A 24,902-nucleotide genomic window follows, 5' to 3' on the forward strand; every position below is an offset into this window, starting at 1 on the left:
TTGCATGGGTGCGTGGCTAAGCGAACGAAGCGCGAGGCTCAGCCCAGCAGCAGGGCATCATCATCCAGCTGCTCATGCCGCGTCTGCTCGAACATGCGCAGCAGATCCGGCACGTCCAGTCCGGCGCGCCGGTCGCCCGACACGTCCAGCACCACCTGGCCCTGGTGCAGCATCACCGTGCGTTGCCCGTAGTCCAGCGCCTGGCGCATGCTGTGCGTGACCATCATCGTGGTGAGCTTGGCTTGCTCCACGATCTTGGCGGTCAGCTCCAGCACGAAGGCGGCGGTCTTCGGGTCCAGCGCGGCGGTGTGCTCGTCCAGCAGCAGGATCCGCGAGGGCTGCAGCGAGGCCATCAGCAAGCTCACGGCCTGGCGCTGGCCGCCCGACAGCAGGCCGATGCGGTCGGTCAGGCGGTTTTCCAGGCCGAGGTTGAGCAGGCGCAGCTTGTCGCGGAATAGCTCGCGCGAGGGCTTGTTCAGCGCCGCGCGAAAGCCCCGGCGGCTGCCGCGCGCCATGGCCAGCGCCATGTTTTCTTCAATCGTCAGTGCCTCGCAGGTGCCCGCCATCGGGTCCTGGAAGACGCGTGCCACCAGCGGGGCGCGGTCCCAGGCCGGCTTGCGCGTGACGTCGACGTCGTCGATCGTGACGCGGCCGGTGTCCACCATCTGATCGCCGCTGATGGCATTGAGGAAGGTGGATTTACCGGCGCCGTTGGAGCCGATCACGGCAACGAACTGGCCCGTCGGGATATCCAGGCTGAGGCCGCGCAGCGCGCGCGTCTCGATCGGGGTGCCGGGATTGAAGGTGAGTTTCAGGTCTTGTGCGCGCAGCATCTCAGGCACCTCCGTTCTTGCGGCCGAACAGCTTCTTGCGGGTCCCGGGCAGCACCAGGGCACCCGTCACCAGTACGGCAGTGACCAGGTTCAGGTCTTGTGCCTTGAGGCCGATGAACTCGCTGTTCAGGGCCAGCGCAATGAAGAAGCGGTAGAGGATGGCGCCCAGCACCACGGCCAGCGTGGTGTACACCAGCCGGCGCGCCGGCAGGATGCTCTCGCCGATGATCACCGCGGCCAGGCCGATCACGATGGTGCCGATGCCCATGGAGATATCGGAGCCGCCCTGGGTCTGCGCGAACAGCGCGCCCGCGAGGGCTACCAGGCCGTTGGACAGCGCCATGCCCGCCAGCGTGGCGCGGCCGGTGGCGATGCCTTGGGAGCGCGCCATGCGCGGATTGGCGCCGGTGGCTCGCATGGCCAGGCCGAGCTGCGAGGAGAAGAACCAGTCCAGCCCAAGCTTGGCCACGACCACCACGATCAGCAGCAGCGCGGGGCGCAGCATGTAGTCGGGCAGCCAGTCCGGCTGCAGGATGGTGAAGATGGTCGACTCGGTGATCAGCGGCACATTGGGCTTGCCCATGATGCGCAGGTTGATCGAGTACAGCGCGATCATCATCAGGATACTGGCCAGCAGGTCCATGATCTTGAGGCGCACGTTGAGCCAGCCCGTGACGAAGCCGGCAAAGGCGCCCGCAACGATCGCCAGCCCGGTGGCGATGAACGGATCCTGGCCCGAGGCGATCAGCGTGGCCGCCACGGCGCCACCCAGCGGGAAGCTGCCATCGACGGTCAGATCGGGGAAATTGAGGATGCGGAAGGAGATCAGCACCCCCAGGGCGACGAGGCTGAAGATCAGGCCGATCTCCAGGGCGCCCAGCAGGGAAAAGAGGGACATGGGGGAAATCCAGTTGCTTGTGTCCGGCACGGGAGGCCGAATCTGAAAACGCCTGGCGCGCTGCCCGGGTCAGGCGGCGCGGCGCAGGCGTTTCCGGGGGCGGGCCCGGATAGAGCCACCTGCGCGCGAACGCGCAGGGTCAGCGTGCCGTGATTACTTGATGACGGTCTTCGCTTCCTTGATCAGCTCGGGCGACAGCGTCACGCCTTGCTTCTCGGCCGCGCCGGTGTTCACGAACAGCTCCAGCTTGTCGCTGGTTTCCGAAGCGATCGCGCCGGGCTTCTCGCCCTTCAGGATACGCACCACCACCTTGCCGGTCTGATGGCCGAGGTCGCCGTAGTTAATGCCCAGCGCGGCAATGGCGCCACGCTTGACGCTGTCGGTATCGGCAGCCACCAGCGGGATCTTCGACTCGTTGGCGACCTTGACCAGGGCTTCGTACGCCGACACCACATTGTTGTCGGTGTTGGTGTAGATCACATCGACCTTGCCGATCAGGCTCTTGGCGGCGGCGCCGATGTCGACCGTGCGCGGTGCGGCGGCTTCTTTCAGCGTCAGGCCTTCCTTGGCCAGCATCGCCTTCAGTTCCTTGACCACCACCACCGAGTTGGCTTCACCAGGGTTGTAGACCATGCCGACCGTCTTGGCCTTGGGCACCACGCGCTTGATCAGGGCAACCTGGCGGTCCAGCGGCAGCTTGTCCGACACGCCGGTCACATTGGTGCCCGATGCGCTCCAGCTCTTGACCAGCTGGGCGGCGACCGGATCGGTCACGCCGGAGTACACCACCGGCACCGACTTGGTGGCGGCCACCACGGCCTGGGCCGACGGCGTGGCGATGGCCACGATCACATTGGGCTGGTCGCCAACGAACTTGCGGGCGATCTGCGCGGCCGTGCCGGTATTGCCCTGCGCGCTCTGGTATTCCCACTTCAGGCTCTTGTCGGCATCAAAGCCGGCGGTCTTCAGCTCGTCGCGCACGCCATCACGGATGGCGTCCAGCGCGGGATGGTCGACGATCGAAAGCACCTTGACGGTCTGGGCCTGCACGGCGCCACCGTACAGCAGCGCGAGGGCGACGGCGCTGCCCAGGATGGTCTTGGTCGATGTCTTGAGACACTTCATAATTTTTAATCTCCCCCGGATATGGGTTCTGGGTGATGAGCCGCGTTTCGTTCTCGATAAGAACTGGTCCGCCGTCTTGCCCGGCGGCGCGCTGCGCCAACCGGCCGGTCCGTTGTGTGGGCGATACACCAGGCGGCAGGCTGGAGGACGCTCTTGTACAGCGGATACGACGGCGATAAGCCTGCGAGGATACCATTTTCGAGGCGAATTTTGCCCGGTTTTGCCCTGTTCCAGCGCGTCAGTAGGGGAAAACGGCAGGCCCGGAGCACGCCATGGGCGGCTCCGGGCGGCGCACCGCCGCTGGTGCCTGGAGCGCGGAAACGTTACTGCGCAGGATTGTGGATTTCGGCGTGGATGCGGGCAATGGCCGCGGTTATCGCCTCGGGCAGCGGCGTTTGCCAGGCATCGATGTTCTCGCGCAGCTGTTCCAGCGAGGTGGCGCCGATGATGGTGCTCGCCGCGAACCAGCGCGAGTAGCTCCAGGCCAGCGCCAGCGTTGCCGGCGAGAGGCCGTGCTCGCGTGCCAGCGTCACATAGCGGGCGGCCGCGGCCAGGCTTTCCGGGCGCAGGTAGCGCGGGCTCCAGTCGGGCGGGAAGCGCGTCAGGCGGCCCTTGGCTTGCGCGTCAAACACGGGGTGGGCGAGGTCGCCACCGAGGTACTTGCCGGTGAGCTGGCCAAAGGCCAGCGGGCTGTATACCAGCAGGCTTACGTCGGTGCGAAAGCACGCCTCGTCCAGGCCCTGCTCGAAGCTGCGGTTGAGCAGGTTGTACGGGTTCTGGATGGTGGCGATGCGCGGCAGGCCGTGCAGCTCTGCCTGCTTGACGAACTCGGCCACGCCCCACGGCGTTTCGTTGGACACGCCGACATAGCGGATCTTGCCCGCGCGCACCAGCTCGCCCATGGCTTCGAGCTGCGCCTGGATCGAGGCGCACTCGCGCTCATTGGCCGGATCGAACTGCTTTTGCCCGAAGATGGGCGCGTTGCGAGCGGGCCAGTGGATCTGGTACAGGTCGATGTAATCGGTCTGCAGGCGTGCCAGCGAGGCGTCCACCGCCGCGCGGATGCTGTCCGGGGTCAGGTCGCCGCCATTGCGGATCCACGGCATGCGCGCCGGGCCCGCCACCTTGGTGGCCAGCACGATGCGCTCACGCTGCTGGCGCTTGAGCCAGGTGCCGACGATGCGCTCGGTGCTGCCATAGGTTTCGGCACGCGGCTTGACCGGGTACATCTCGGCGGTGTCGATGAAGTTGATGCCGCGCGACACCGCGTAGTCGAGCTGGCTGTGGCCTTCGGCTTCGGTGTTCTGCTCGCCGAAGGTCATGGTGCCCAGGCAGATGCGTGAAACCTGCAGGTCGCTGCGGCCAAGACGGGTGGTTTCCATGGCTATCCTTGTGAGGCTGGGGTGATAAGGCGCAAAAGCGGGTTCGGGCCGGGGCCGTCAGGCGCGTAGCGCGGCGGCGCATTCCTTGACCAGCACCGGGCCGCGGTAGATCAGCCCGCTGTACACCTGCACCAGTTGCGCGCCGGCCGCGATCTTGGCTTGCGCATCGGCGCCGCTGAAGATGCCGCCCACGCCTACGATGGGCACCGCGTCTCCAACCACCGCGCGCAGGCCCTTGACCACGCGCGTGGATGACTCGAACACCGGCCGGCCCGACAGGCCGCCAGCTTCCTCGCCGTGCGGCAGGCCCTTGACGGCGTCGCGGGCGATCGTGGTGTTGGTGGCGATCACACCGTCGATCCGGTGGCGGACCAGCGCGTCGCCGATATTGCCGATCTGGTCGGCATCGAGGTCTGGCGCGATCTTGAGCGCGAGCGGCACGTAGCGCTTGTGCTTGTCGGCCAGGCGCTGCTGCGCGTCCTTGAGCGTGGAGAGCAGGTGGTCGAGCTCGCTGGCGCCTTGCAGCTGGCGCAGGTTCTTGGTGTTCGGCGAGGAGATATTGACGGTGACGTAGCTGGCATGCGGGTAGACCCGTTCCAGGCAGTGCAGGTAATCGTCCACCGCGCGCTCGATCGGCGTATCGGCGTTCTTTCCGATGTTCAGGCCCAGCACGCCGCCTTCGGCCTTCCAGCGCGATGCGTTCACATTGGCGATAAAGGCATCCACGCCGCCGTTGTTGAAGCCCATGCGGTTGATCAGCGCATCCGCCTGCGGCAGGCGGAACATGCGCGGCCGCGGGTTGCCCGCCTGCGGGCGCGGCGTTACGGTGCCCACCTCGATAAAGCCGAAGCCGAAGGCGGCCAGCCCGTCGATGTAGGCGCCATCCTTGTCGAGCCCGGCGGCCAGGCCAACCGGGTTGGGGAAGCGCACGCCCATCACCGTGCGCGGGTCATCGGCGATGGTATTGCCGATGCAGCCCGCCAGCCCCATGCGCTTGGCGCGGAGCAGGTTGTTGAGGGTGAAATGGTGAGCGTCCTCCGCATCCATCGAGAACAGGGCGGGGCGAAACAGGGGGTAGAGCGCGTTCAGCACAGGGAATCAGCTTGGAAGTCGGGACCAAGGCGGCATTGTAACGGTTGGGCCGGATCGGGTACTGCGCCGCTGGCGCGGGCATGACTTGCGCAGGCTGTCCGCTACAGGCTGTTTTCCGGGGCTTCGTCGCCGGGCTGCGGCGGCACGACTGGCACAGCAGTGGGCGATGCCACGGCACGCGCTGTATCCCGGAGCGACGCTTGCATCTCATCGAACGCGCGCCACTGGTTTGCGGTCAGCACCTGCAGCGGCTGGTAGCGCGCCTTATAGGCCATTTTGCGGCTATCGGCGATCCAGTAGCCCAGGTACAGGTGTGGCAGGGCGAGCTCGCGGGCCTGTTGGATCTGCCACAGGATGTTGTAGGTGCCGTAGCTGGCGTGCACCTCCAGCGGGTCGTAGAAGGTGTAGACCGAGGACAGGCCGTCGTCGAGCACATCGATCATGCTGACCATGCGCAGCCGCCCGGCCTCTGGCGAGCCCGGCGGCTCGCGGAATTCAACCAGCCGCGAGTTGACCCGGCTTTGCAGCAGGAACTGCTCGTACTGGTCGCGGCTGTCCTGGTCCATGCCGCCGCCGGCGTGGCGCATCGACTGGTACAGCAGGTAGAGCGAATAATGCTCTTCCACATAGGTCAGCGGCGCCACCAGCGCCTGCAGGCTGCCGTGCTGGCGCCAGGCTCGGCGCTGGCTGCGGTCCGGGCGGAACTGGTCGACCACTACGCGGCACGGCGTGCAGGCGTGGCATTCATCGCAATAGGGGCGGTAGGTAAAGATGCCGCTGCGCCGGAAGCCGGCGCGCACCAGCCGCGAATAGACATCGGCATTGATCAGGTGGGCGGGCGTGGCCACCTGAGAGCGCGCCATGCGGCCATCTAGGTAGCTGCAAGCGTAGGGTGCCGTAGCGTAGAACTGCAACGCGGAAAGGGGGAGTTCCTTTAGCTTGCTCATGTGTCTGCAACGGCCAGGGATGAAACAGCAACGCGGGAAAGCCGATGGCGCTGCGGCCAAGCCGTGCGGCGAGTGGCCAATGCGGCGCGCCCTATGACTGCACCTGAGTCCATCTCTCCAGCACCGTCTTGTCAAAACCCCACGGCACGATATCTGGCTGGCGGGTGGCAATGCGGATATGGGCCGCAAACTCCGCACGCGGGATAGGACTCGCCCCGAGCGAAGCCAGATGATCGGTTTCCTGCTGGCAGTCTATCATCGCCACGCCGTGGTTGCCGAGGAACGCGCACAGCGCGGCCAGGGCGATCTTGGAGGCGTCGGTGCGCCGCGCGAACATCGATTCGCCATAGAACATCCGCCCGAGCGCCACGCCGTACAGGCCGCCCGCGCGCTCGCCCTGGTACCAGGTCTCCACGCAATGCGCCAAGCCATTGCGGTGGAGTGCGCCATAGGCGGCGATGATGTCCTCGGTGATCCAGGTGCCATGCTGGCCATCGCGCGGGGTTTCGGCGCAGGCCTGCATGACGGCGATAAAGTCGTCGTCGACGCGGACTTCCCAGTCCGGGTCGCGCAGCACGCGCTTGAGGGTCTTGCGAAAGGTGCTGGAAATGCGCAGTGCCTGCGGCGGCAGCACCATGCGGGGATCGGTGCTCCACCACAGCACCGGCTGGCCTTCGGCATACCAGGGAAAGATGCCTTGCCGGTAAGCCAGCAGCAGGCGCTGGGCCGACAGCTCGCGGCTGGCCGCAAGCAGGCCGGGCGCGTCGGAGCCCGGGCCGAGCGCACGCTCGACCGGCGGGAACGGATCATGCGGATCCAGCCAGGTGATCATGCGGGCAGTGCGGGCAACGCGCCCGGGTTCAGGGTTCGACCGTGGCCCGGGTGGTCAGCGGGCGCATCGGCTTGTCGATATCCAGGCTGTGCAGGCGGAAGGTGCCGTCGGCCAGCCGTCCCGCCGCGCGATCCGCGAAGAAGCAGCGCAACGAATGGATCACGGTGGGGAAGGCCAGCTCGTCCCAGGGTACGTCGGCTTCCTCGACCAGCTTCACCTCCAGGCTTTCCTCGCCCGCCGAGATGTCCAGGTCCTCCAGCGTTGCCAGGTAGAACATATGCACCTGATGCACATGCGGCACATTCAGGATCGAGAACAGTTCACCGACCTGCACCCGTGCCCCGGCCTCCTCCAGCGTCTCGCGCGCGGCGCCCTGCGCGGTGGTCTCGCCGATCTCCATGAAGCCGGCCGGCAGCGTCCAGAAGCCGTAGCGCGGCTCGATGGCGCGCTTGCACAGCAGCACCTTATCCTCCCACACGGGAATGGTGCCGACCACATTGCGCGGGTTGACGTAGTGGATGGTGCCGCAGTTGTCGCACACAGAACGCAGGCGCGAGTCGCCTTCAGGGATGCGCAGCACGACCGCATGGCCGCAGTTCGAGCAGAATTTCATGAGAGGCGTCCGGGAGGAATGGCGAAAGTGTATCACCGCCGATGGGGGCTGCCGGGGGTGGGATGCTAGTTTGGGGTGGCCAGCGCGCGGGACCGCACCGAAGCCAGGCACCCGGCGCACAAAACAAAAAACGCCCGTATAGGGCGTTGGTTTGCTTTGCATTCGACCGTGGCTGCATTGGCATGCAGGCGTTTGGTTGCGGGGGCAGGACTTGAACCTGCGACCTTCGGGTTATGAGCCCGACGAGCTGCCAACTGCTCCACCCCGCGTCCGTCGAAGAAAAAGATTATAAGGCAAATCTTGTCGCAGTGCAACAGCCAATTGCGCAGGAATGGCGAAGGGCGCAAGAACTCGCCCCGATAAGGATCGTGGCCGCAATGGCGCGCCGGGGCTCAGGCAGGGTCCGGGCTGGCCTTGCTGCGCTGCCAGAAGCTGGCGGCAAACTGGAAGCTGTCCCGCTGCAGCAGGTCGTCGCGTTGCCAGATGACGCGGTCAGGCCGTACGGTCAGCATCCAGGTGGTGGTGGTGCGTGGCTGCGGATCGGCGAAGGCGCGCGGGGTCAGCAGTGCGGCGCAGGCGCCGTGCTCCGGGTCGCGCACCGAGGTGTAGCGGATCATGCCGAGGCCAGCTTCCCGGGCCGTGCGGGCCAAGGCCTGGCAGGCATCATAGTGGTCGGGATCGGTCCACTTCGCCGCGTCTTCGGCAAAGGGCGGGGCGTCGAGCGCGATGCCGTCGGTGCGCACGCTGACCTGGAACAAGGTGTGGGGCCGGGCGTCGATGCGCGGCAGCGCCGGGCTGTCGAGCAGGAAGCGCCAGCGCCAGTAGCCCAGTTCCGCGCAGGCGGTGCGAATATCGTCCGCGCCGTAGAACACGCCAGGATCCTGCTCGGCGCGAAAGCGCGAGCCCCAGGGCGAGGGCGGGTAGCGAAAGGGCGTGAACAGAAGATAGTGCAGGTGGCGTGCGTCGGCGGGCACCGCGGGCTTGCCGGCGTCCAGCACGGCTTCCAGCACGGCTTGCTCCTCCAGGCTGTCGACCAGCGGCATGGTCGATACCACATGCTGGGCCTCTACCGCGCGCCAGAGCGTGAGCGCAAACGGCTTGCGCTCAGACGCGACCGCGGGTGGCATCCAGATAGTGAACGACACGTACCAGGCCCTCTGTTGTGCGGATCAGGTCGAGCGGCTTGCCACCCAACGCCAGGTTTTCGTTGGCCAGCCAGAGGCGGGCCTGGTCGCTGTGGCCGAGGATGGCGTCGAGCGAGCGGAACAGGCGCACGAACAGCACGCCGAACTCCCATTCCTTGCGATGCGCGTCAAGCACATAGCCCCCGGAAGCCATGCGGGAAACCGAGGCGGTGCTGATGCCCAGCACGTTGGCCACGCCTGCCTGGCTGATGCCAAGGAAGCCGGCTGCGCGCATGACCGCCTTGGTGAGGGTGGTGCCGGGGTCCGGACTGCCGGCAGGAAGATGCTCGGGGACTTGCTTGGGTTGCATCGCCTCGCTCCTGTTTCTTCAGAAACATTATAGGCGGTTCGTTTCGTAAGGGAAGCAGGAAAACGCCATCTTTATCCGCATGGCTTGGTGGCCTCGCCTACTGCAGAATGCTCACTTGTCCTGTATTTGACTTTCTGTGGCGCTCTGCGTTGCGCGGGTGTGGGGCGCAACGCAGCGAGGCCTTGCGCCGGATCAGTACGTCTCGATATGCAGCCGTCCCTCCGTCTTCATGGCGGCTTCCAGTTCACCCCAGGCCAGCCCGGCGCTGGCGCAGACCTCTGCGAACGCAGCCAGCACCCCGTCTTCCATTCCCTTGAGCCCGCAGATGTAGACGTGGCCGTGCGGATCGTTGAGCAGCGCCGCCACGCGGGCACCGGCCTCGCGGATGGCGTCCTGCACATAGCGCCGGGGCTGGCCGGGATCGCGCGAGAAGGCGAGATGGATATCGAGGAAGCTCGGCGGCAGTTTCATCAACGGGCCGAAGTAGGGCAGCTCCCGCGCGCTGCGGGCGCCGAAGAACAACAGGCGCTGTCCGTCGAATTGCTCGAGGTTGCGCCGCATGTGCTCCGTCATGGCGCGCATCGGGGCCGAGCCGGTGCCGGTGCAGATCATCATCACGCTGGCTTCGCGGTGGTTGGGCATCAGAAAGGTGGTGCCGAACGGGCCGACCACGCGCACTTCGTCGCCGCGCGCGAGGTCGCACAGGAAGTTGGATGCCACGCCGCGCACCGGTTGCCCTTCATGATCCTGCTCGACGCGCTTCACGGTAAGCGCGAGGTTGTTGTAGCCCGGCCGCTCGCCGTCGCGCGGGCTGGCGATCGAGTACATGCGGATGTAGTGCGGCTTGCCGTTGGCGTCGGTGCCGGGCGGCACGATGCCGATGGCCTGGCCTTCCAGCACCGGGAAAAAGTGCTGCCCGAAATCCAGCACGATGTGATGCACATCGCTCGATGCGTCGTCGGCGGTGAGACGGTAGTTGCCGGCCACGGTGGCGGTGACGGGGGCGCGCACGCCATGCAGGTTGACATACGGATGCGCTGCCGACCACGGCGCCCTGGGCGAGGTATGCCGGCTGGTTTCCACCTGCTGGGTTTGCGGCTCCTGCCCGGTCTGCGGCGAAGCCGGATCCGGCGTGCTATCGAGCCCCGTGTCCGCCGGCATGGGCAGGCTGGCGGGGAGCTCGTCCCATAGCAACTGCGCCTCGATCGGATAGGCCTCGCTTTTGAGCATCGTGCGCCAGTTGTCGATCGCGCCGGTGGGGCACGGCCCCAGGCAGGCGCCGCAGCCGTTGCACACATCGGCCCTGACCACGTAGTTGCGGTCGTCATGGGTGATCGCGTCGATCGGGCAGGTGTCTTCGCAGGTGTTGCAGCGGATGCAGATCTCGGGGTCGATCAGGTGCTGCTTGATGATGTCGGGGGCGCCCATCTCTTTGGTCTCCTTGGCGCGCGGCCGGTCTGTCGCCGGTGCTGCGCCGCATGTTGCCCGTGGGTCAGTCCGGGCTGGTCAGGGTCAGTTGAAGCGCACGTACGCGAAATCCATCGGCTGGCGGTTGACGCCCACTATCGGCGGAGCGATCCAGTTGGCGTACTTGCCGGGCTCGGTGACCCGGCCCATCAGCGAGGCCACGAAGGCGCGGTCCTCGTCGGTTGCCAGCCACTCGCGCTCGCCGGCCTGCCATTGCGCTTCGGTGAGCAGATCGCCAGCCGGCGAGACACGGACGTTGGCCAGGCTGCCGATCTTGCGGTTGAATGCCTTGTGCGGCACCGTCAGGCGGAATGCGACGCCGTGCTTTTCGATCACCTTGTTCCAGCGCGCCACGCCGCCGAGCGTGTCCTTGACGTAGTCGTCGCGCAGCACCTCGTTGAGCGCGTTGAGCATGGGCACCTCGCGCTCGCCCAGGCGGCCGTCGGTGACGTCGAGGATGCGGTACACGTCGCCCTTGAGCACGTGGTCGTCGCCGCGCTTGCCTTCCTCGAAGCGGCCCTTGAGCCCGGCGCTGTAGAAAGTGGCGGCGTTGGACGACTGGTCGGCGCCGAACAGGTCGATGGTCACGCTGTAGTGGAAGTTGAGGTAGCGCTGGATGGTATCGAGATCGATCACGCCAGCGGCGCGCACGTCCGCGGGATCCTGGATATCGCGCTCGCGCATGACTTCGCAGGTGCGCTGGATCACGCGGGAGATGCCGGACTCGCCAACGAACATGTGGTGGGCTTCTTCGGTCAGCATGAAGCGCGTGGTGCGCGCCAGCGGGTCGAAGCTGGATTCGGCCAGCGCGCAGAGCTGGAACTTGCCGTCGCGGTCGGTGAAGTGGGTGAACATGAAGAAGGCCAGCCAGTCCGGCGTGCGCTCGTTGAAGGCGCCCAGGATGCGCGGGTTGTCCTCGTCGCCGGAGCGCCGTCCCAGCAGCGCCTCGGCCTCTTCGCGCCCGTCGCGCCCAAAATGGCGATGCAGCAGGTACACCATGGCCCACAAGTGGCGGCCTTCTTCCACATTGACCTGGAACAGGTTGCGCAGGTCATAGAGCGAGGGACAGGTCATGCCCAGGTGGCGTTGCTGCTCCACCGAGGCCGGCTCGGTGTCGCCCTGGGTGACGATGATGCGCCGCAGGTTGGCGCGATGCTCGCCCGGCACTTCCTGCCAGGCCGCTTCGCCCTTGTGCTCGCCGAAATGGATGCGGCGCGCCGGGTCGGCGGGCTGGAGGAAGATGCCCCAGCGATAGTCCGGCATCTTGACGTAGTCGAAGTGCGCCCAGCCGGAAGGATCGACCGAGACCGCCGTGCGCAGGTAGACATCGTGCTGGTGCGAGCCTTCGGGCCCCATGTCGCGCCACCAGTCGAGAAAGGCCGGCTGCCAGTGCTCGAGCGCGCGCTGCAGCGCGCGGTCCTCGGACAGGTTGACGTTGTTCGGGATCTTCTGGCTGTAGTCGATGCTCACGGGGTTGTCTCCTTGTCTTGTTTTTTGTTGCGTGGACGCCTGGCCCGGACGGGCAAACAGGCTCAGACGCGGTCCCAGTCGAAGCGGGCCTTGCTGCCCGAGCCGAACACCTTGAGCGCGCCTTGCTCGCCCACCGCGTTGGGCCGGTTGAAGATCCAGTTCTGCCAGGCGGTGAGGCGGCCGAAGATGCGGGTCTCCATGGTCTCCACCGGCCCGAAGCGCAGGTTGGCTTCGAGTCCCGTCAGGGCGTCGGGCGACAGGCTGGCCCGCTCTTCGATGGCAATGCGGATCTCGTCTTCCCAGTCGATGTCGTCGGGGGTGGCGGTGACCAGGCCGAGCGAGGCGGCGTTGATGGCGTCGAGCGGCGCGCCGATATGGTCCTGCACGGCCTGGATTGCCACCTCGTCCTGGTAGAAGCGCGCGGCCAGCCGGGTCAGTCCGTTGACGCCCGGATAGCGGCCGAAGTTGGCAGCACTGGCGAACACGCGCGGTGCATCGTCCGGCGCGTCGGGCAGGTGCAGCATGTAGCTGCGGTCGGCGGCCAGGGCCAGTTCCAGCAACGTGCCCGCAAAGCAGGAGTCCGGCTCGATCAGCGCAAACAGCGTGCGCGACGACACCTCCAGGCGCGCGAGCGTGCGGCGCAGCATGCCGATGGTCTCGCGCACGAACCAGTGGCCGGCATGCGCGTCCAGCAGCGCATCGGTGGCCAGCACCTGTTGGGGGTTGCCCTCGGTCTTGAGGATCCACATACCAATGTCGAGATGGTTGGCGCGCAGCGTGAGGATGGCGTCGTCGAGCTCGCGCGCCATCTTCAGCGGCCACCAGTCGGCGCCGGCGGCAAGGATTGCGGCCAGCGCCTGCGGCTGGTGCTTGGCCGGACCGAAGATCGTCAGCGTGGCCTTGCGGGCATGCGGGTCGATATGCACCTGGACCGTGTCATAGCGGTAGCCGTGCGCATCCTGACTGCGCGACAGTGGCGTGAGCTTCACGCCATCCTGGCCGGCGGGCCGGTCGCTCTGCGCGGCAAGCGCAAGCGCGCGCTGTTGCACATGCTCCGCGAAGCGCGCCGGCTTGACCACGGCATCGACCAGCTTCCAGTCGTGCGCCCGCTGCCCGCGTACGCCCTCGGTGGTGGTGCAGAAGATGTCGGCGTGGTCACGGCGCACCCGGCGCTTGTCGGTGATGCGCGTGAGCCCGCCGGTGCCAGGCAGCACGCCCAGCAGCGGCACTTCGGGCAGGCTGACGGCGGAGGAGCGGTCGTCGACCAGCACGATCTCGTCACAGGCCAGAGCCAGCTCATAGCCGCCGCCGGCGGTGGTGCCGTTGCAGGCCGCGATGAACTTCAGGCCAGAGTGGCGGCTGGCGTCCTCGATGCCGTTGCGGGTTTCGTTGGTGAACTTGCAGAAATTCACTTTCCAGGCGTGCGACGACTTGCCGAGCATGAAGATGTTGGCGCCTGAGCAGAACATGCGGTCCTTGGCGCTGGTGAGGACGACGGTGCGCACTTCCGGGTGCTCGAAGCGGATGCGCTGCACGGCGTCGTGCAGCTCGATGTCCACGCCGAGGTCGTAGGAGTTCAGCTTGAGGGCGTAGCCGGGGCGCAGGCCGCCGTCTTCGTCGACATCCATGGACAGCGTGGCCACCGGGCCAGCGAACGTCAGTTTCCAGTGCCGGTATTGCGCGGGGTCACGCTCAAAGGTGACGGGGGCTTGCTCAGTGGAGGTGGCGGTGGGAGCGGCCGGGGCGGACATCGTGGTCTCCTTTATGCATTATATTGTCGATCATCCTTTGCGATGAAATATAGTGCATAAATCTAGCCGGCGCAATCCTTGCGCGATGTCCAGGCGCCAATCACGCTACCAATCACGCACCAATCACGCGAAGATGGGCGCGCAAGGCCTGCAGGGAGGTGGTGGGATCCTGGCCGCTGGTGTCGATCGTCACGTCCGCGCGGGAGTACAGCGGGGTGCGCGCCAGCAGGATCCGGCGCAAATCGTCCATGGCTTCACGGTTGCCTTCCATCGGGCGCATGTCGCCCTGCGCCACTACCCGCGCCATGTGTTCCTCGGGCGAGGTCTTCACCCAGACCGTGTAGCAGCGTGCCAGCAGCAGGTTGAAGGTGGAGGGCTCCGAGACCAGGCTCCCGGGCGTGGCCAGCACCATGCGGTCGTTCTCCCGCAGCACGCGTTCAAGCGCGCGCATCTCGTAGCGGCGGTAGGCGGCCTGCCCGTAGAGCGAGTGGATTTCGGCCAGGCTGGCGCCGGCTTCCTGCTCTATGACGCCGTTGAGCTCGACGAAGGGTACTTCCATGGCCGCGGCCAGCGCCCGCCCGAGTGTGGATTTGCCGGCGCCGCGCAGCCCGATCAGCGTAATGCGGCGATGGCGCGCGTCGTGGGAGGCCGAGGGCGCCAGGGCGTGGTGGCAAGCCTCACGCACGCGTGACAGGTCGGCCGTGGGCAGTTGCGCCAGCCACTGCACCAGCTGCGAGAACTCCGAGGCAGGCTGGCCACCAGCAGCGTGCTGGGTCTCCATCTCCGCCAGCACCACCGGCAGCGGCACATCCAGCGCGCGCGCCACCTGGCGCAGCAGCAGCACGGATGCATTGCCGGTGCCGGTCTCCAGGTTGGCGAGGTAGCGCTCGGACACCTCCGCGCCGCGTGCGAGGTCCTTGCGCGACATGCCCCGCGCCGCGCGCAGCGAGCGGATGCGCTCGCCGAGCTGCGTCAGGTAGGGATCGCGCTCGCCGGCAGGGCGGGCGTCGGAGGAGTCGGGGGCCAGCAGTGGGTCTGGGTCGCGGCGCATGGCGGGCGGGTCTGGATGGGGAATGGGAGCGGTTGGGGCCGGGATCGGGGTTGCGATTATAAGGGACGCGGCCATCGTGTCATATAGTGCATTTCTCTGCTTGCATAATAGGCTATATGCAATAAAATGCATCGACAAATGCAGGTCAAGAAGAAAAACAAAAAATCACGACAAACCTGACTCCGTCCCCACGGCGAAGTGCGACCCGGGGACGGCATCGAGGAGTGGAGACATGACGCCCCCCATTGCATCCCCGTCCCCGGCGGCCGATGCGACTACTGCTGCTACTGCTGCGGCCATTTCCGTACTGCCGGCCCGCTACAACGCCGCCGCCGACTTGCTGTCGCGCAACCTGGCGGCAGGCCGCGCCGACAAGGTCGCCTATGTGGACGATGCCGGCCCGCTCAGCTTCGCCGCGCTGGACCAGCGCTGCCGGCGCTTTGCCGCCGCCCTGCTGCATGCCGGGATCCGCCCCGAGGAGCGCCTGCTGCTGTGCGCGCTGGATACCATCGATTTCCCCACGGTGTTCCTCGGCTGCCTGCTGGCCGGCGTGGTGCCCGTGGCCGTCAACACGCTGCTGACCGCCGACGACTACGCATACATGCTGGACCACAGCGGCGCGCGCGCGGCCGTGGTCTCGGCGCCGCTGGCCAGCGTCATGCGCGATGCCATCGGTAAAGCTGGCACCGCGCCCGCGCTGATCCTCGCCGCACCGGATGCGGGTAGTGGCGGCCCGGGGCCGAGCGTGGCCGAGATGGCCGGGCAGGGCATGCCGCTGGAAGGCGCTGCCGCCACGCGGCCGGACGACATCGCCTTCTGGCTGTATTCCTCCGGCTCCACGGGCCGCCCAAAGGGCACCGTGCACACGCATGGCAACCTGTTCCATACCGCCGATCTCTATGCGCGCCAGGTGCTTGGCCTGCGTGAAGACGATGTGGTTTTTTCCGCGGCGAAACTGTTCTTCGCCTACGGCCTGGGCAATGCGCTGACCTTTCCGCTTGCCGTTGGCGCCACCACCGTGTTGATGGCCGAACGTCCCACGCCGCAAGCGGTGTTCCGCCGGCTGCGCGAGCAGCGCCCGACGGTGTTCTGCGGCGTGCCCACGCTATACGCCGGCATGCTGGCCGCGAGCGACCTGCCGGGTCGGCCGGACGTTGCGCTGCGCGTTTGCACCTCGGCGGGAGAGGCGCTGCCCAAGGATATCGGCGACCGTTTCCGCGCGCATTTTGGCTGCGACATCCTCGACGGCATTGGCTCCACCGAGATGTTGCACATCTTCCTGTCGAACCGTCCCGGTGACGTGCGCTACGGCACCACCGGCAAGCCGGTGCCCGGCTACGCGCTGAAGCTGCTGGATGAAGCGGGCCAGCCCTGCGCGCCGGGCGAGATCGGCGACCTCTTTATCAAGGGCCCGAGCGCCGCGCTGATGTACTGGGGCAACCGCGACAAGACCCGCGACACTTTCGTGGGCGAATGGACCCGCAGCGGCGACAAGTACCAGCAGGATGCGGATGGCTATTTCATCTACGCCGGGCGCAGCGACGATATGCTCAAGGTGGGCGGCATCTATGTATCGCCATTCGAGGTCGAGGCTGTGCTGGCCTTGCATCCGGCCGTGCTGGAGGCGGCGGTGATCGGCGTGGCCGATGCCGACGAACTGGTCAAGCCGAAAGCGTTCGTGGTGCTGCGCCCCGGCCAGTCCTGGCATGAGGGCATGGCGGCCGAGCTGCAGGCGTTCGTCAAGTCGCGGCTGGCCCCGTATAAGTACCCGCGCCAGATCGAGTGCGTGGCTGAACTGCCGAAGACAGCCACCGGCAAGATCCAGCGCTTCCGGCTGCGCCAGCGAGAGGAGGCTGCGCACGCGGCTGCCGAAGGCGTGGCTCCGGAGCCGGCAATCGTGCCGGCAACGACAGACCGATGATGAAGGGCAAGGGCATGCAAAGCGAATTGGTGGAAATTCCGTTCGATGGCCGCCGTATCCAGATAGAGATCCAGTGGCTGCGGCCGCAGCGGCAGGAGCGCCCGCTGGTGGTCTTCCTGCACGAGGGGCTGGGTTCGATCAGTATGTGGCGCGACTATCCCGCCGCGCTGTGCGAGGCTGGCGACTTTCGCGGGCTGGTGCTGTCGCGTTATGGCTATGGGCGCTCCACCCCGCGTCCCGCCCCGGAAAAGTGGGGCGTCGATTTCATGCATCGCCAGGCACGCGAGGCACTGCCGGCGCTGTTCGACGCACTCGAGATCGGGCCGGGACGCAAACGTGGCAAGCCCTGGCTGTTCGGCCACAGCGACGGCGGCTCGATCGCGCTGATTCACGCCGCGAGTTTTCCGCAGGCGGTCGATGGCATCACCGTGCTGGCGCCGCACATCCTGGTGGAGGATCTCTCGGTGAGCAGTATCCGGGCCACCCGCGAGACCTATCTGCAGACGGACCTGCGCAGCAAGCTGGCGCGCCATCACGACGATGTGGATTCCGCCTTCTGGGGCTGGAACGATATCTGGCTCGATCCAGCGTTCCGCGCCTTCGACCTGCATCCGCTGCTGTCGCGGATCCAATGTCCCGTGCTGGCGGTGCAAGGCGAGGACGACGAATACGGCACCATGGCGCAGATTGAGGGTATCCATCGATATGCGCCACAAACCGTCCTGCTTAAACTCCCGCGATGCGGCCACTCGCCTCACCGCGACCAGCCCGGGCCGTTGACGGACGCGGCAGTCAGGTTTATAACGGCACATACTTCATACCTAAAATAATTTCGCGCCCCCTGCGCGTTGGCCTGCAGTTCCCCCCCGTCCGGCAGCTCGCGAGGTCTGCGAATGCCGCGCACGGATGGGAGTCCCGCAGGCTGGCGATGCCGGCCCAGGCGACGGAAGTCGGCTTGACCACCAGGAGACATCCATGCATCGCTTCACATCGCGCGGGCTGGCCCCCGCATGCCTAGCCATCGCTGCATCCCTTGCCTTTGCCGCTGGCGCCAATGCCCAGGGTACCGGCAAGATCAAGGTTGGCTTCATGCTGCCTTACACGGGCACCTATGCATCGCTGGGCAACGCCATCGAGAATGGCTTCAAGATGTACGTGCAGGAGCAGGGCGGCAAGCTGGGCGGGCGGGAGATCGAGTATTTCAAGGTGGACGACGAGTCCGATCCGGCCAAGTCGCCGGAGAACGCCACCAAGCTGATCAAGCGCGACCAGGTCGACGTGGTGGTGGGCACGGTGCACTCGGGCGTACAGATGGGCATCGTCAAGGTGGCCAAGGAAAACAACACGCTGCTGATCATTCCCAATGCGGGTGTGGATGAGGCCACCGGCCCGCTGTGCGGCCCCAATATCTTCCGATCCTCGTTTTCGAACTGGCAGCCGGGCTACGCCATGGGCCATGTGCTGGCCGAGCGCGGCATGAAGAAGGTGGTCACGCTGACGTGGAAATACGCAGCCGGCGAGCAGTCGGTCAAGGGCTTCAAGGAAGCCTTCGAGGCCAAGGGCGGCAAGGTGGTGAAGGAGTTGAGCCTGCCGTTCCCCAACGTGGAATTCCAGGCGCTGATCACCGAGGTCGCATCGATCAAGCCCGATGCGGTCTTCGTGTTCTTCGCCGGCGGCGGCGCCGTGAAGTTCGTCAAGGACTGGGCTGCGGCGGGCCTCAAGGACAAGATTCCGCTCTACGCGTCGGGCTTCCTCACCGACGGCACGCTGGAAGCACAGGGCGCCGCGGCGCAAGGCATCGAAACCACGCTGCACTATGCCGATGGCCTGTCCAACCCGCGCGACAAGCGCTTCCGCCTGGAATACGCCAAGGCCTACAAGCTGCAGCCCGACGTGTACGCCGTGCAGGGCTACGACGCTGCGCAGTTGCTGGGCGCCGGCGCCGGGGCGGTCAAGGGCGACATGAGCAAGAAGGCCGAGGTCATCAAGGCGATGGAGCAAACCAAGGTCGATAGCCCGCGCGGGACGTTCACGCTGTCGAAAGCGCACAATCCGGTGCAGGATTTCTACCTGCGCAAAGTCGATGGCCGGGAGAACAAGCTGGGCGCCGTTGCAGTGAAGGCGTTGGCCGATCCGGCGCGCGGCTGCCGGCTCTGAGCGGGTGAACGCAGTGGCCCGCCGCCGCCAAGGCGCAGTGCCGAAGTCCGGCCCGGCGTCAGCCGGGCCGCATACCGCAACCGAGTTGCCGCTTTGCCGCATGGATATCCATGGATATCGTTTCCTTCTTCATTCAGTGCCTCAATAGCATCCAGTACGGCCTGCTGCTCTTTCTCGTCGCGAGCGGCCTGACGTTGATCTTCGGCATCATGGGCGTGATCAACCTCGCCCACGGCAGCTTCTACATGCTGGGCGCCTACCTGGCTTTCACGCTGGCCGGGCTGACCGGCAGCCTGCTGATCGCCATTCCGCTGGGCATTGTGCTGGCGGTGGCGTTCGGCTACGTGCTGGAGTGGGTGTTCTTCAGCTATCTCTACGAGCGCGAGCATCTGCAGCAGGTGCTGATGACCTACGGGCTCATCCTCGTGTTCGAGGAACTGCGCAGCATCCTGGTGGACGACGACGTACATGGCGTGACGGTGCCGGCCATGCTCGACTGGGCTCTGCCGATCGGCAATGACATGACCTATCCGGTCTATCGCCTGTTCATCTCCGCGATCTGCCTGCTGGTGGCCGCGGCCATGTACCTGGTCATTCGCCGCACGCGCCTTGGCATGATGATTCGCGCCGGCGCCACCAATCGCGAGATGGTGCAGTCGCTGGGCATCAACGTCACGGTGCTGTACCGCTTCGTGTTTGCGCTGGGCGTGGCCCTGGCGGTGCTGGCCGGCATGATCGCCGCGCCGGTGTCGTCGGTCTATCCGGGCATGGGCAGCCAGGTGCTGATCGTATGCTTCGTGGTGGTGGTGATCGGCGGCATCGGCTCGGTCAAGGGGGCCATGGTGGCCTCGCTGCTGCTGGGTTTCGTCGACACGTTCGGCAAGGTGTTCTGGCAGGAGGCCTCCGGCGTGCTGGTCTACCTGCTGATGGCACTCATCCTGCTCTGGAAACCCCAGGGCTTGTTCAAGGCGGGGTAGGGATATGCCGAGCGATACCAATGCATTGGAGGGGCCGGCGCGCGCGCGCAGCCAGCCCATGCCCTGGCTGGGCGGCCTGGGCTGGCTGGCTGCGTTTGCAGTGTTGGCGGTGCTGCCGCTACTGCTGAATGCGGATGGGCAGCGTTTTTACATCGAGCTGGTCAGCAAGGTCATGATCATGGCCATCTTCGCGCTGTCGCTGCAGTTGCTGATCGGCTACACCGGGCTGGTCAGCCTGGGCCATGCGGCCTACTTTGCCATGGCCGCCTACGCCACCGCGATGATGGCGCCGCAGGCCGGTCCGGGCAACGGCTGGCTTTTGCTGCTTGGCGCGCTTGGCGCGGCCGCGCTGCTGGCGCTGGTGGTGGGCGCGCTGGTGCTGCGTACGCGCGGCATCTATTTCATCATGGTCACGCTGGCCTTCGCGCAGATGGTGTATTTCGTTTTTCACGACACCAAGATCGCGGGCGGCAGCGACGGTACCTATATCTACTTCCGGCCGGAGTTCGGCCTGTTGGGGGCGCACCCGTTCGACGTCAACGACGTCGCGCATTTCTACTGGCTGGTGCTCGGCGCGCTGGTGCTCACGGTGGCTGGGCTGGCGGTGGTGCTGCGCTCGCGCTTTGGCCATGCGCTGGTGGGCATCAAGCATAACGAGCAGCGCATGCGCGCTGCCGGCTATGCCACCTATCGCTACCAGCTTGGCGCCTTCGTGGTGGCTGGCACCTTCGCCGGCCTGGCCGGCTACCTGTATGCCATCCAGTACGGCTTCGTCAATCCGGAGATCGCATCCTGGCACCAGTCCGGCAACGCCATGCTGATGGTGATCCTGGGCGGGGCCGGCAGCCTGGCGGGCGCGGTGCTGGGGGCCTTCTCCTTCGTCTTGCTCGCCGAGTGGTTCAGCACGCTGACCAAGCACTGGCAGTTGCTGATGGGCGGCTTCGTCATCCTGGCGGTGGCCATGCTGCCGCATGGATTGATCAGCCTGGCCCGTGGTGCCGCGCGCCGGCGCCAAGGAGGATCACGATGAACACACCTGTACCTGCACCTGTGCCCGCACCGGTCTTGTCGGCCCGCAAGCTGACCCGCCGCTTTGGTGGCCTCACCGCGGTGGGCGACGTGGACCTGGACCTGGCCTTGCATCAGATCCACGCGGTGATCGGCACCAATGGCGCGGGCAAGTCCACGCTGATCAACATGTTATCGGGCGAGCTGCCGCCGTCGTCCGGCGCGTTGCAGTTGCAGGGGCGCGACGTGACCGGCTGGTCGCAGCCGCGCCTGGCGCGCGAAGGCGTGGGCCGCAGCTACCAGCGCAACAATATCTTCCTGCCGCTGACGGTGCGCGAGAACTGCCGCCTGGCGGCACAGTCGCGCGCGCAGCGGGCCTGGCGGCTGTGGGAGGGCGCGCAGCGTTGCCGCACCAGCCGCGCGCTGGGCGACGAAGCCTTGGAGTGCGCCGGCCTGGCGGGCTGCGCGGATACCGTTGCCACGGCGCTGTCGCATGGCCAGAAGCGCCAGCTCGAGGTGGCGATGTGCCTGGCCACCCAGCCCACCGTCCTGCTGCTGGATGAGCCTTTGGCCGGCATGGGCGCGGAGGAGTCGGCACGCATGCTTGCGCTGCTGCGTTCGCTGCGCGATGGCCATGCGGTGCTGCTGGTCGAGCACGACATGGAGGCGGTGTTCTCCGTGGCGGACCGGATCACGGTGATGGTCAACGGCACGGTGATCGCCTCGGGCGATCCCGAAGCGATCCGCGTCAATCGCGAAGTCCAGCAGGCCTACCTGGGCGAGGAGGCCGAAGGGCGGGAGGAGAGGGCAGATTCCCGCCAGGCGGCCCTGCATGGGGAGCAGGCAGCATGAGCGCGCAAAGCGAGATGATTGCCGCACGCAGTGTGCATGCCTGGTATGGCAGCAGCCACGTCCTGCGCGGGATCGATTTCAGCGTCGGCACGGGCGAGACCGTGGGCTTGCTGGGGCGCAACGGCATGGGCAAGAGCACGCTGCTGCGTACCCTCCTGGGCCATGTGCGGCAGCGCGAGGGCACCATCCTCGCTGGCGGGCGCGACGTCTCCCGTGCGCAGCCATATGAAGTGGCACGCCTGGGCGTGGCCTATGTGCCCGAAGGACGGGGCATCTTCCCCAATCTCTCTGTGCGCGAGAACCTCTTGATGGCGGCGCGCAAAGGGCCGTCAGGCCGGATGGACTGGGACGAGGCAAGGGTGCTGGACCTGTTCCCGCGCCTCAAGGAGCGCCTTGGCCACGGTGGGCAGCAGCTGTCCGGCGGCGAGCAGCAGATGCTGTCTATCGGACGGGCCCTGCTGACCAACCCGGACTGCCTGATCCTCGATGAGGCGACCGAAGGCCTGGCGCCACGCGTTGTCGCCGAGATCTGGCAGGTCATTGCCACCGTGCGCGCCACCGGCATTGCATCCGTGGTGGTGGATCGCAACTACCGCACGGTGCTGGCCAATGCGGATCGCGTGGTGGTGCTGGAGAAGGGCGTGGTCGTCATGAACGGGCCTGCGGGCGAACTGGCGGTGGAACCCGGCCTGCTGGATCGCTATCTTGGCGTTTGATCCGCACACGATCCCTGTTCAATTGTGACTAACTGCACACAATTTGTGGCGGTGCAGCAACGTGCGTATCCCCCTATTCGTGGGCGATTTGGTGGTCCACCCCGCGCAAGCGCTTGACCGGGCGGGACTTCCCTCGCATGCTTGCCACGTCACCAGCACGAGGCAGGTTCCTCAAGGCGGGATGCTCCCTAGTGGTCGTCACCCGGCACTTCATCTAGAATGGCGCGCGTTTGTGCAATGCAATAGCGGCACGGTGCCGTTGCGCCATCCCGGGCGCACATATCCGTGCGCCGAAGCGGTTGCGCGAGCCTTTCAACCTTACCCTTATCCATGACCCAGCCCGCATCCAGTCATTATTTCGTCGAAAGTCCCAGCAAGCGTGCGCTGGTGATCGGGGCGATCGGCGTCGTCTTCGGCGATATCGGTACCAGCCCGTTGTACGCCCTGAAGGAGTGCTTCAGCACCGAGCACGGCATCCCCTTTAGCGACGCCGCCGTCATGGGGATCATCTCCATGTTGTTCTGGGCGATGATCATCGTGGTTTCGCTCAAGTACGTGATGTTCGTCATGCGCGCCGACAACGACGGCGAGGGCGGCATCCTGGCCCTGATGGCGCTGGCGCTGCGTACCGCGACGCCGCGCTCGCGCATGGCAAAGCTGCTGATGATGTTCGGCATCTTCGGCGCCTGCATGTTCTATGGCGACGCGGTGATCACCCCGGCGATCTCGGTCCTGTCCGCGGTGGAGGGCCTGGAGATCGCCGCGCCCGGGCTTACACACTTCGTCATACCGATCACGCTGGTGATCCTGGTGGCCTTGTTCATGATCCAGCGCAGCGGCACCGCCGCAGTGGGCAAGCTGTTCGGGCCCATCATGATGGTGTGGTTCGCCGCGCTAGGCGCCCTGGGCGTGTATCACATGATGCACGTGCCCGCGATCCTGATGGCCGTCAACCCGTACTACGCGGTGACCTTCCTGATGGAGCATTCGCTGCAGGCCTTCGTGGTGCTTGGCTCGGTGTTCCTGGTGCTGACCGGCGCGGAAGCGCTGTACGCCGATATGGGCCACTTTGGCATCCGGCCGATCCGCACGGGCTGGTTCGCGGTGGTGATGCCTTGCCTGATGCTCAACTACTTCGGCCAGGGCGCGATGCTGCTGCAGAACCCCGAAGCCGTCAGCAACCCGTTCTACCTGATGGTGCCGCAGCCCCTGCTGATTCCTATGGTGCTGCTGGCCACTTGCGCCACGGTGATCGCTTCGCAGGCTGTTATCTCCGGTGCTTTCTCGCTGACCAGCCAGGCTATCCAGCTGGGCTTTGTGCCGCGCATGCGCATCCGCTATACCTCGGACGCTGAAATCGGCCAGATCTACCTGCCGGTCATCAACTGGCTCCTGCTGGTGCTGGTGGTGATCGTGGTGGTGGCCTTCAAGAAATCCGACAACCTGGCGGCCGCCTACGGTATCGCGGTGACGACCACCATGGTGATCACCACGTTCCTGGCCGCCGTGGTCATGCGCAACGTGTGGAAGTGGAACCCGATCCTGGTGACCCTGATCGGCCTGACCTTCCTGCTGGTCGACCTGGCGTTTTTCTCGGCCAACCTGCTCAAGATCGCCGAGGGCGGCTGGTTCCCGCTGCTGATGGGCGGCACCGCCTTCTTCCTGCTGATGACCTGGCACAGCGGGCGCAAGCTGCTGCGCGCACGCAGCCTGGAAGATGGCATTCCGCTCGAGCCGTTTATCGGCGGCCTGCTGGCGCACCCTCCGCATCGGGTCGAAGGCACGGCGGTGTTCCTGACCGGCAACACCGAGTCAGTACCGGTTTCACTGCTTCACAACCTCAAGCACAACCGCGTGCTGCATGAGCGCGTGGTGTTCCTGAGCTTCGTCACGCGCGACGTGCCCTATGTGGACGATGACCATCGCCTGACCTGCAAGGATCTTGGCGGCGGTGTGTTCATCCTCAAGTCCGAGTACGGCTTCAAGGAGACGCCGGATGTGCAGCGGGTGCTGGATCTGGCCCAGCGCAAGCTCAACATGCAGTTCGAGCTGATGGAAACCTCGTTCTTCATTGCCCGCGAATCGGTGATTCCGTCGAAGCTGCCGGGCATGTCGATGTGGCGCGAAAGCCTGTTCGCCTGGATGCATCAGAACGGTGCCAAGCCCTCGGACTTCTTCCAGATTCCGGCAAACCGTGTGGTTGAGCTGGGAACCAAGGTGGAGATCTGACGGCAGCCCCCTCGGTTCGCATGCGGCAGTTGCGGCCGGGCTAGCCTCACTGGCCCGCGGAAAGAAAAAAAGCCCCTGTGCACATGG

Annotated in this window: 22 protein-coding genes and 1 tRNA gene; 8 read left to right on the forward strand and 15 right to left on the reverse strand. The window is 66.1% G+C overall.

Annotated elements, in window-relative coordinates:
- Positions 1–38 precede the first annotated feature (38 nt).
- From AB4061_RS02590 to AB4061_RS02660, 15 genes are all read right to left on the reverse strand, one after another.
- Positions 39–833, reverse strand: a complete 795-nt coding sequence (locus AB4061_RS02590; protein WP_441630631.1) for an ABC transporter ATP-binding protein — start codon at positions 831–833, stop codon at positions 39–41.
- Between the two features lies 1 nt (position 834).
- Positions 835–1,731, reverse strand: coding sequence for an ABC transporter permease (locus tag AB4061_RS02595; protein WP_441630633.1), 897 nt, complete (start codon positions 1,729–1,731; stop codon positions 835–837).
- 153 nt (positions 1,732–1,884) lie between these two features.
- Positions 1,885–2,856: an ABC transporter substrate-binding protein gene (locus AB4061_RS02600; RefSeq protein WP_441630635.1), complete on the reverse strand. Its 972-nt coding sequence runs from the start codon at positions 2,854–2,856 to the stop codon at positions 1,885–1,887.
- Positions 2,857–3,179: 323 nt separating this feature from the next.
- Positions 3,180–4,238 carry an aldo/keto reductase gene (locus AB4061_RS02605; RefSeq protein WP_441630637.1) on the reverse strand — a complete coding sequence of 353 codons (1,059 nt, stop codon included), beginning with the start codon at positions 4,236–4,238 and terminating at the stop codon, positions 3,180–3,182.
- Between the two features lie 57 nt (positions 4,239–4,295).
- Positions 4,296–5,330, reverse strand: coding sequence for a quinone-dependent dihydroorotate dehydrogenase (locus AB4061_RS02610; protein ID WP_441630639.1), 1,035 nt, complete (start codon positions 5,328–5,330; stop codon positions 4,296–4,298).
- Positions 5,331–5,431: 101 nt separating this feature from the next.
- Entirely contained in the window at positions 5,432–6,277 is an 846-nt protein-coding gene (locus AB4061_RS02615; protein WP_441630641.1) for an arginyltransferase, read from the reverse strand.
- 91 nt (positions 6,278–6,368) lie between these two features.
- Complete coding sequence (aat, locus tag AB4061_RS02620; protein ID WP_441630642.1) at positions 6,369–7,109, reverse strand: leucyl/phenylalanyl-tRNA--protein transferase; 741 nt, start codon at positions 7,107–7,109, stop codon at positions 6,369–6,371.
- A 28-nt stretch (positions 7,110–7,137) separates the two neighbouring features.
- Complete coding sequence (locus tag AB4061_RS02625) at positions 7,138–7,722, reverse strand: NUDIX hydrolase (protein ID WP_441630644.1); 585 nt, start codon at positions 7,720–7,722, stop codon at positions 7,138–7,140.
- A gap of 193 nt (positions 7,723–7,915) precedes the next feature.
- Positions 7,916–7,991 (reverse strand) — tRNA-Met (locus tag AB4061_RS02630).
- A gap of 123 nt (positions 7,992–8,114) precedes the next feature.
- Positions 8,115–8,867, reverse strand: a complete 753-nt coding sequence (locus tag AB4061_RS02635; RefSeq protein ID WP_441630646.1) for an RES family NAD+ phosphorylase — start codon at positions 8,865–8,867, stop codon at positions 8,115–8,117.
- A complete protein-coding gene (locus tag AB4061_RS02640; protein ID WP_043345277.1) occupies positions 8,827–9,216 on the reverse strand; it encodes an MbcA/ParS/Xre antitoxin family protein in 390 nt (129 codons plus the stop codon). The genes AB4061_RS02635 and AB4061_RS02640 overlap by 41 nt, the downstream gene beginning before the upstream one ends.
- Positions 9,217–9,408: 192 nt before the next feature.
- A complete protein-coding gene (boxA, locus tag AB4061_RS02645; protein ID WP_441630648.1) occupies positions 9,409–10,644 on the reverse strand; it encodes a benzoyl-CoA 2,3-epoxidase subunit BoxA in 1,236 nt (411 codons plus the stop codon).
- An 84-nt stretch (positions 10,645–10,728) separates the two neighbouring features.
- Positions 10,729–12,153: a benzoyl-CoA 2,3-epoxidase subunit BoxB gene (gene boxB / locus AB4061_RS02650; protein ID WP_441630650.1), complete on the reverse strand. Its 1,425-nt coding sequence runs from the start codon at positions 12,151–12,153 to the stop codon at positions 10,729–10,731.
- Between the two features lie 62 nt (positions 12,154–12,215).
- Positions 12,216–13,904 carry a 2,3-epoxybenzoyl-CoA dihydrolase gene (gene boxC, locus AB4061_RS02655; RefSeq protein ID WP_441630652.1) on the reverse strand — a complete coding sequence of 563 codons (1,689 nt, stop codon included), beginning with the start codon at positions 13,902–13,904 and terminating at the stop codon, positions 12,216–12,218.
- Between the two features lie 112 nt (positions 13,905–14,016).
- Positions 14,017–14,955 carry a helix-turn-helix transcriptional regulator gene (locus AB4061_RS02660; protein WP_441630654.1) on the reverse strand — a complete coding sequence of 313 codons (939 nt, stop codon included), beginning with the start codon at positions 14,953–14,955 and terminating at the stop codon, positions 14,017–14,019.
- Positions 14,956–15,187: 232 nt separating this feature from the next.
- On the opposite strand from AB4061_RS02660, the gene AB4061_RS02665 reads away from it, so the two are divergent.
- From AB4061_RS02665 to AB4061_RS02700, 8 genes are all read left to right on the forward strand, one after another.
- Complete coding sequence (locus AB4061_RS02665) at positions 15,188–16,876, forward strand: benzoate-CoA ligase family protein (protein WP_441630656.1); 1,689 nt, start codon at positions 15,188–15,190, stop codon at positions 16,874–16,876.
- A gap of 14 nt (positions 16,877–16,890) precedes the next feature.
- On the forward strand, positions 16,891–17,706 hold the full coding sequence (locus tag AB4061_RS02670; protein ID WP_441630900.1) for an alpha/beta fold hydrolase: 816 nt from the start codon (positions 16,891–16,893) through the stop codon (positions 17,704–17,706).
- 145 nt (positions 17,707–17,851) lie between these two features.
- Positions 17,852–19,033 (forward strand): ABC transporter substrate-binding protein, encoded by a 1,182-nt coding sequence (locus AB4061_RS02675; RefSeq protein ID WP_441630658.1) that lies wholly within the window; start codon positions 17,852–17,854, stop codon positions 19,031–19,033.
- Positions 19,034–19,143: 110 nt separating this feature from the next.
- Positions 19,144–20,010 (forward strand): branched-chain amino acid ABC transporter permease, encoded by an 867-nt coding sequence (locus AB4061_RS02680; protein ID WP_150987739.1) that lies wholly within the window; start codon positions 19,144–19,146, stop codon positions 20,008–20,010.
- Positions 20,011–20,068: 58 nt separating this feature from the next.
- Positions 20,069–21,040, forward strand: coding sequence for a branched-chain amino acid ABC transporter permease (locus AB4061_RS02685; protein ID WP_441630902.1), 972 nt, complete (start codon positions 20,069–20,071; stop codon positions 21,038–21,040).
- Complete coding sequence (locus AB4061_RS02690; RefSeq protein ID WP_441630660.1) at positions 21,037–21,870, forward strand: ABC transporter ATP-binding protein; 834 nt, start codon at positions 21,037–21,039, stop codon at positions 21,868–21,870. Before AB4061_RS02685 ends, AB4061_RS02690 begins: the two co-directional genes overlap by 4 nt.
- Positions 21,867–22,586, forward strand: a complete 720-nt coding sequence (locus tag AB4061_RS02695; protein ID WP_441630662.1) for an ABC transporter ATP-binding protein — start codon at positions 21,867–21,869, stop codon at positions 22,584–22,586. The genes AB4061_RS02690 and AB4061_RS02695 overlap by 4 nt, the downstream gene beginning before the upstream one ends.
- A gap of 330 nt (positions 22,587–22,916) precedes the next feature.
- Entirely contained in the window at positions 22,917–24,815 is a 1,899-nt protein-coding gene (locus tag AB4061_RS02700; protein WP_441630664.1) for a potassium transporter Kup, read from the forward strand.
- Positions 24,816–24,902 lie beyond the last annotated feature (87 nt).

It is taken from the genome of Cupriavidus sp. YAF13 (assembly GCF_052113425.1).
GTDB lineage: Bacteria > Pseudomonadota > Gammaproteobacteria > Burkholderiales > Burkholderiaceae > Cupriavidus.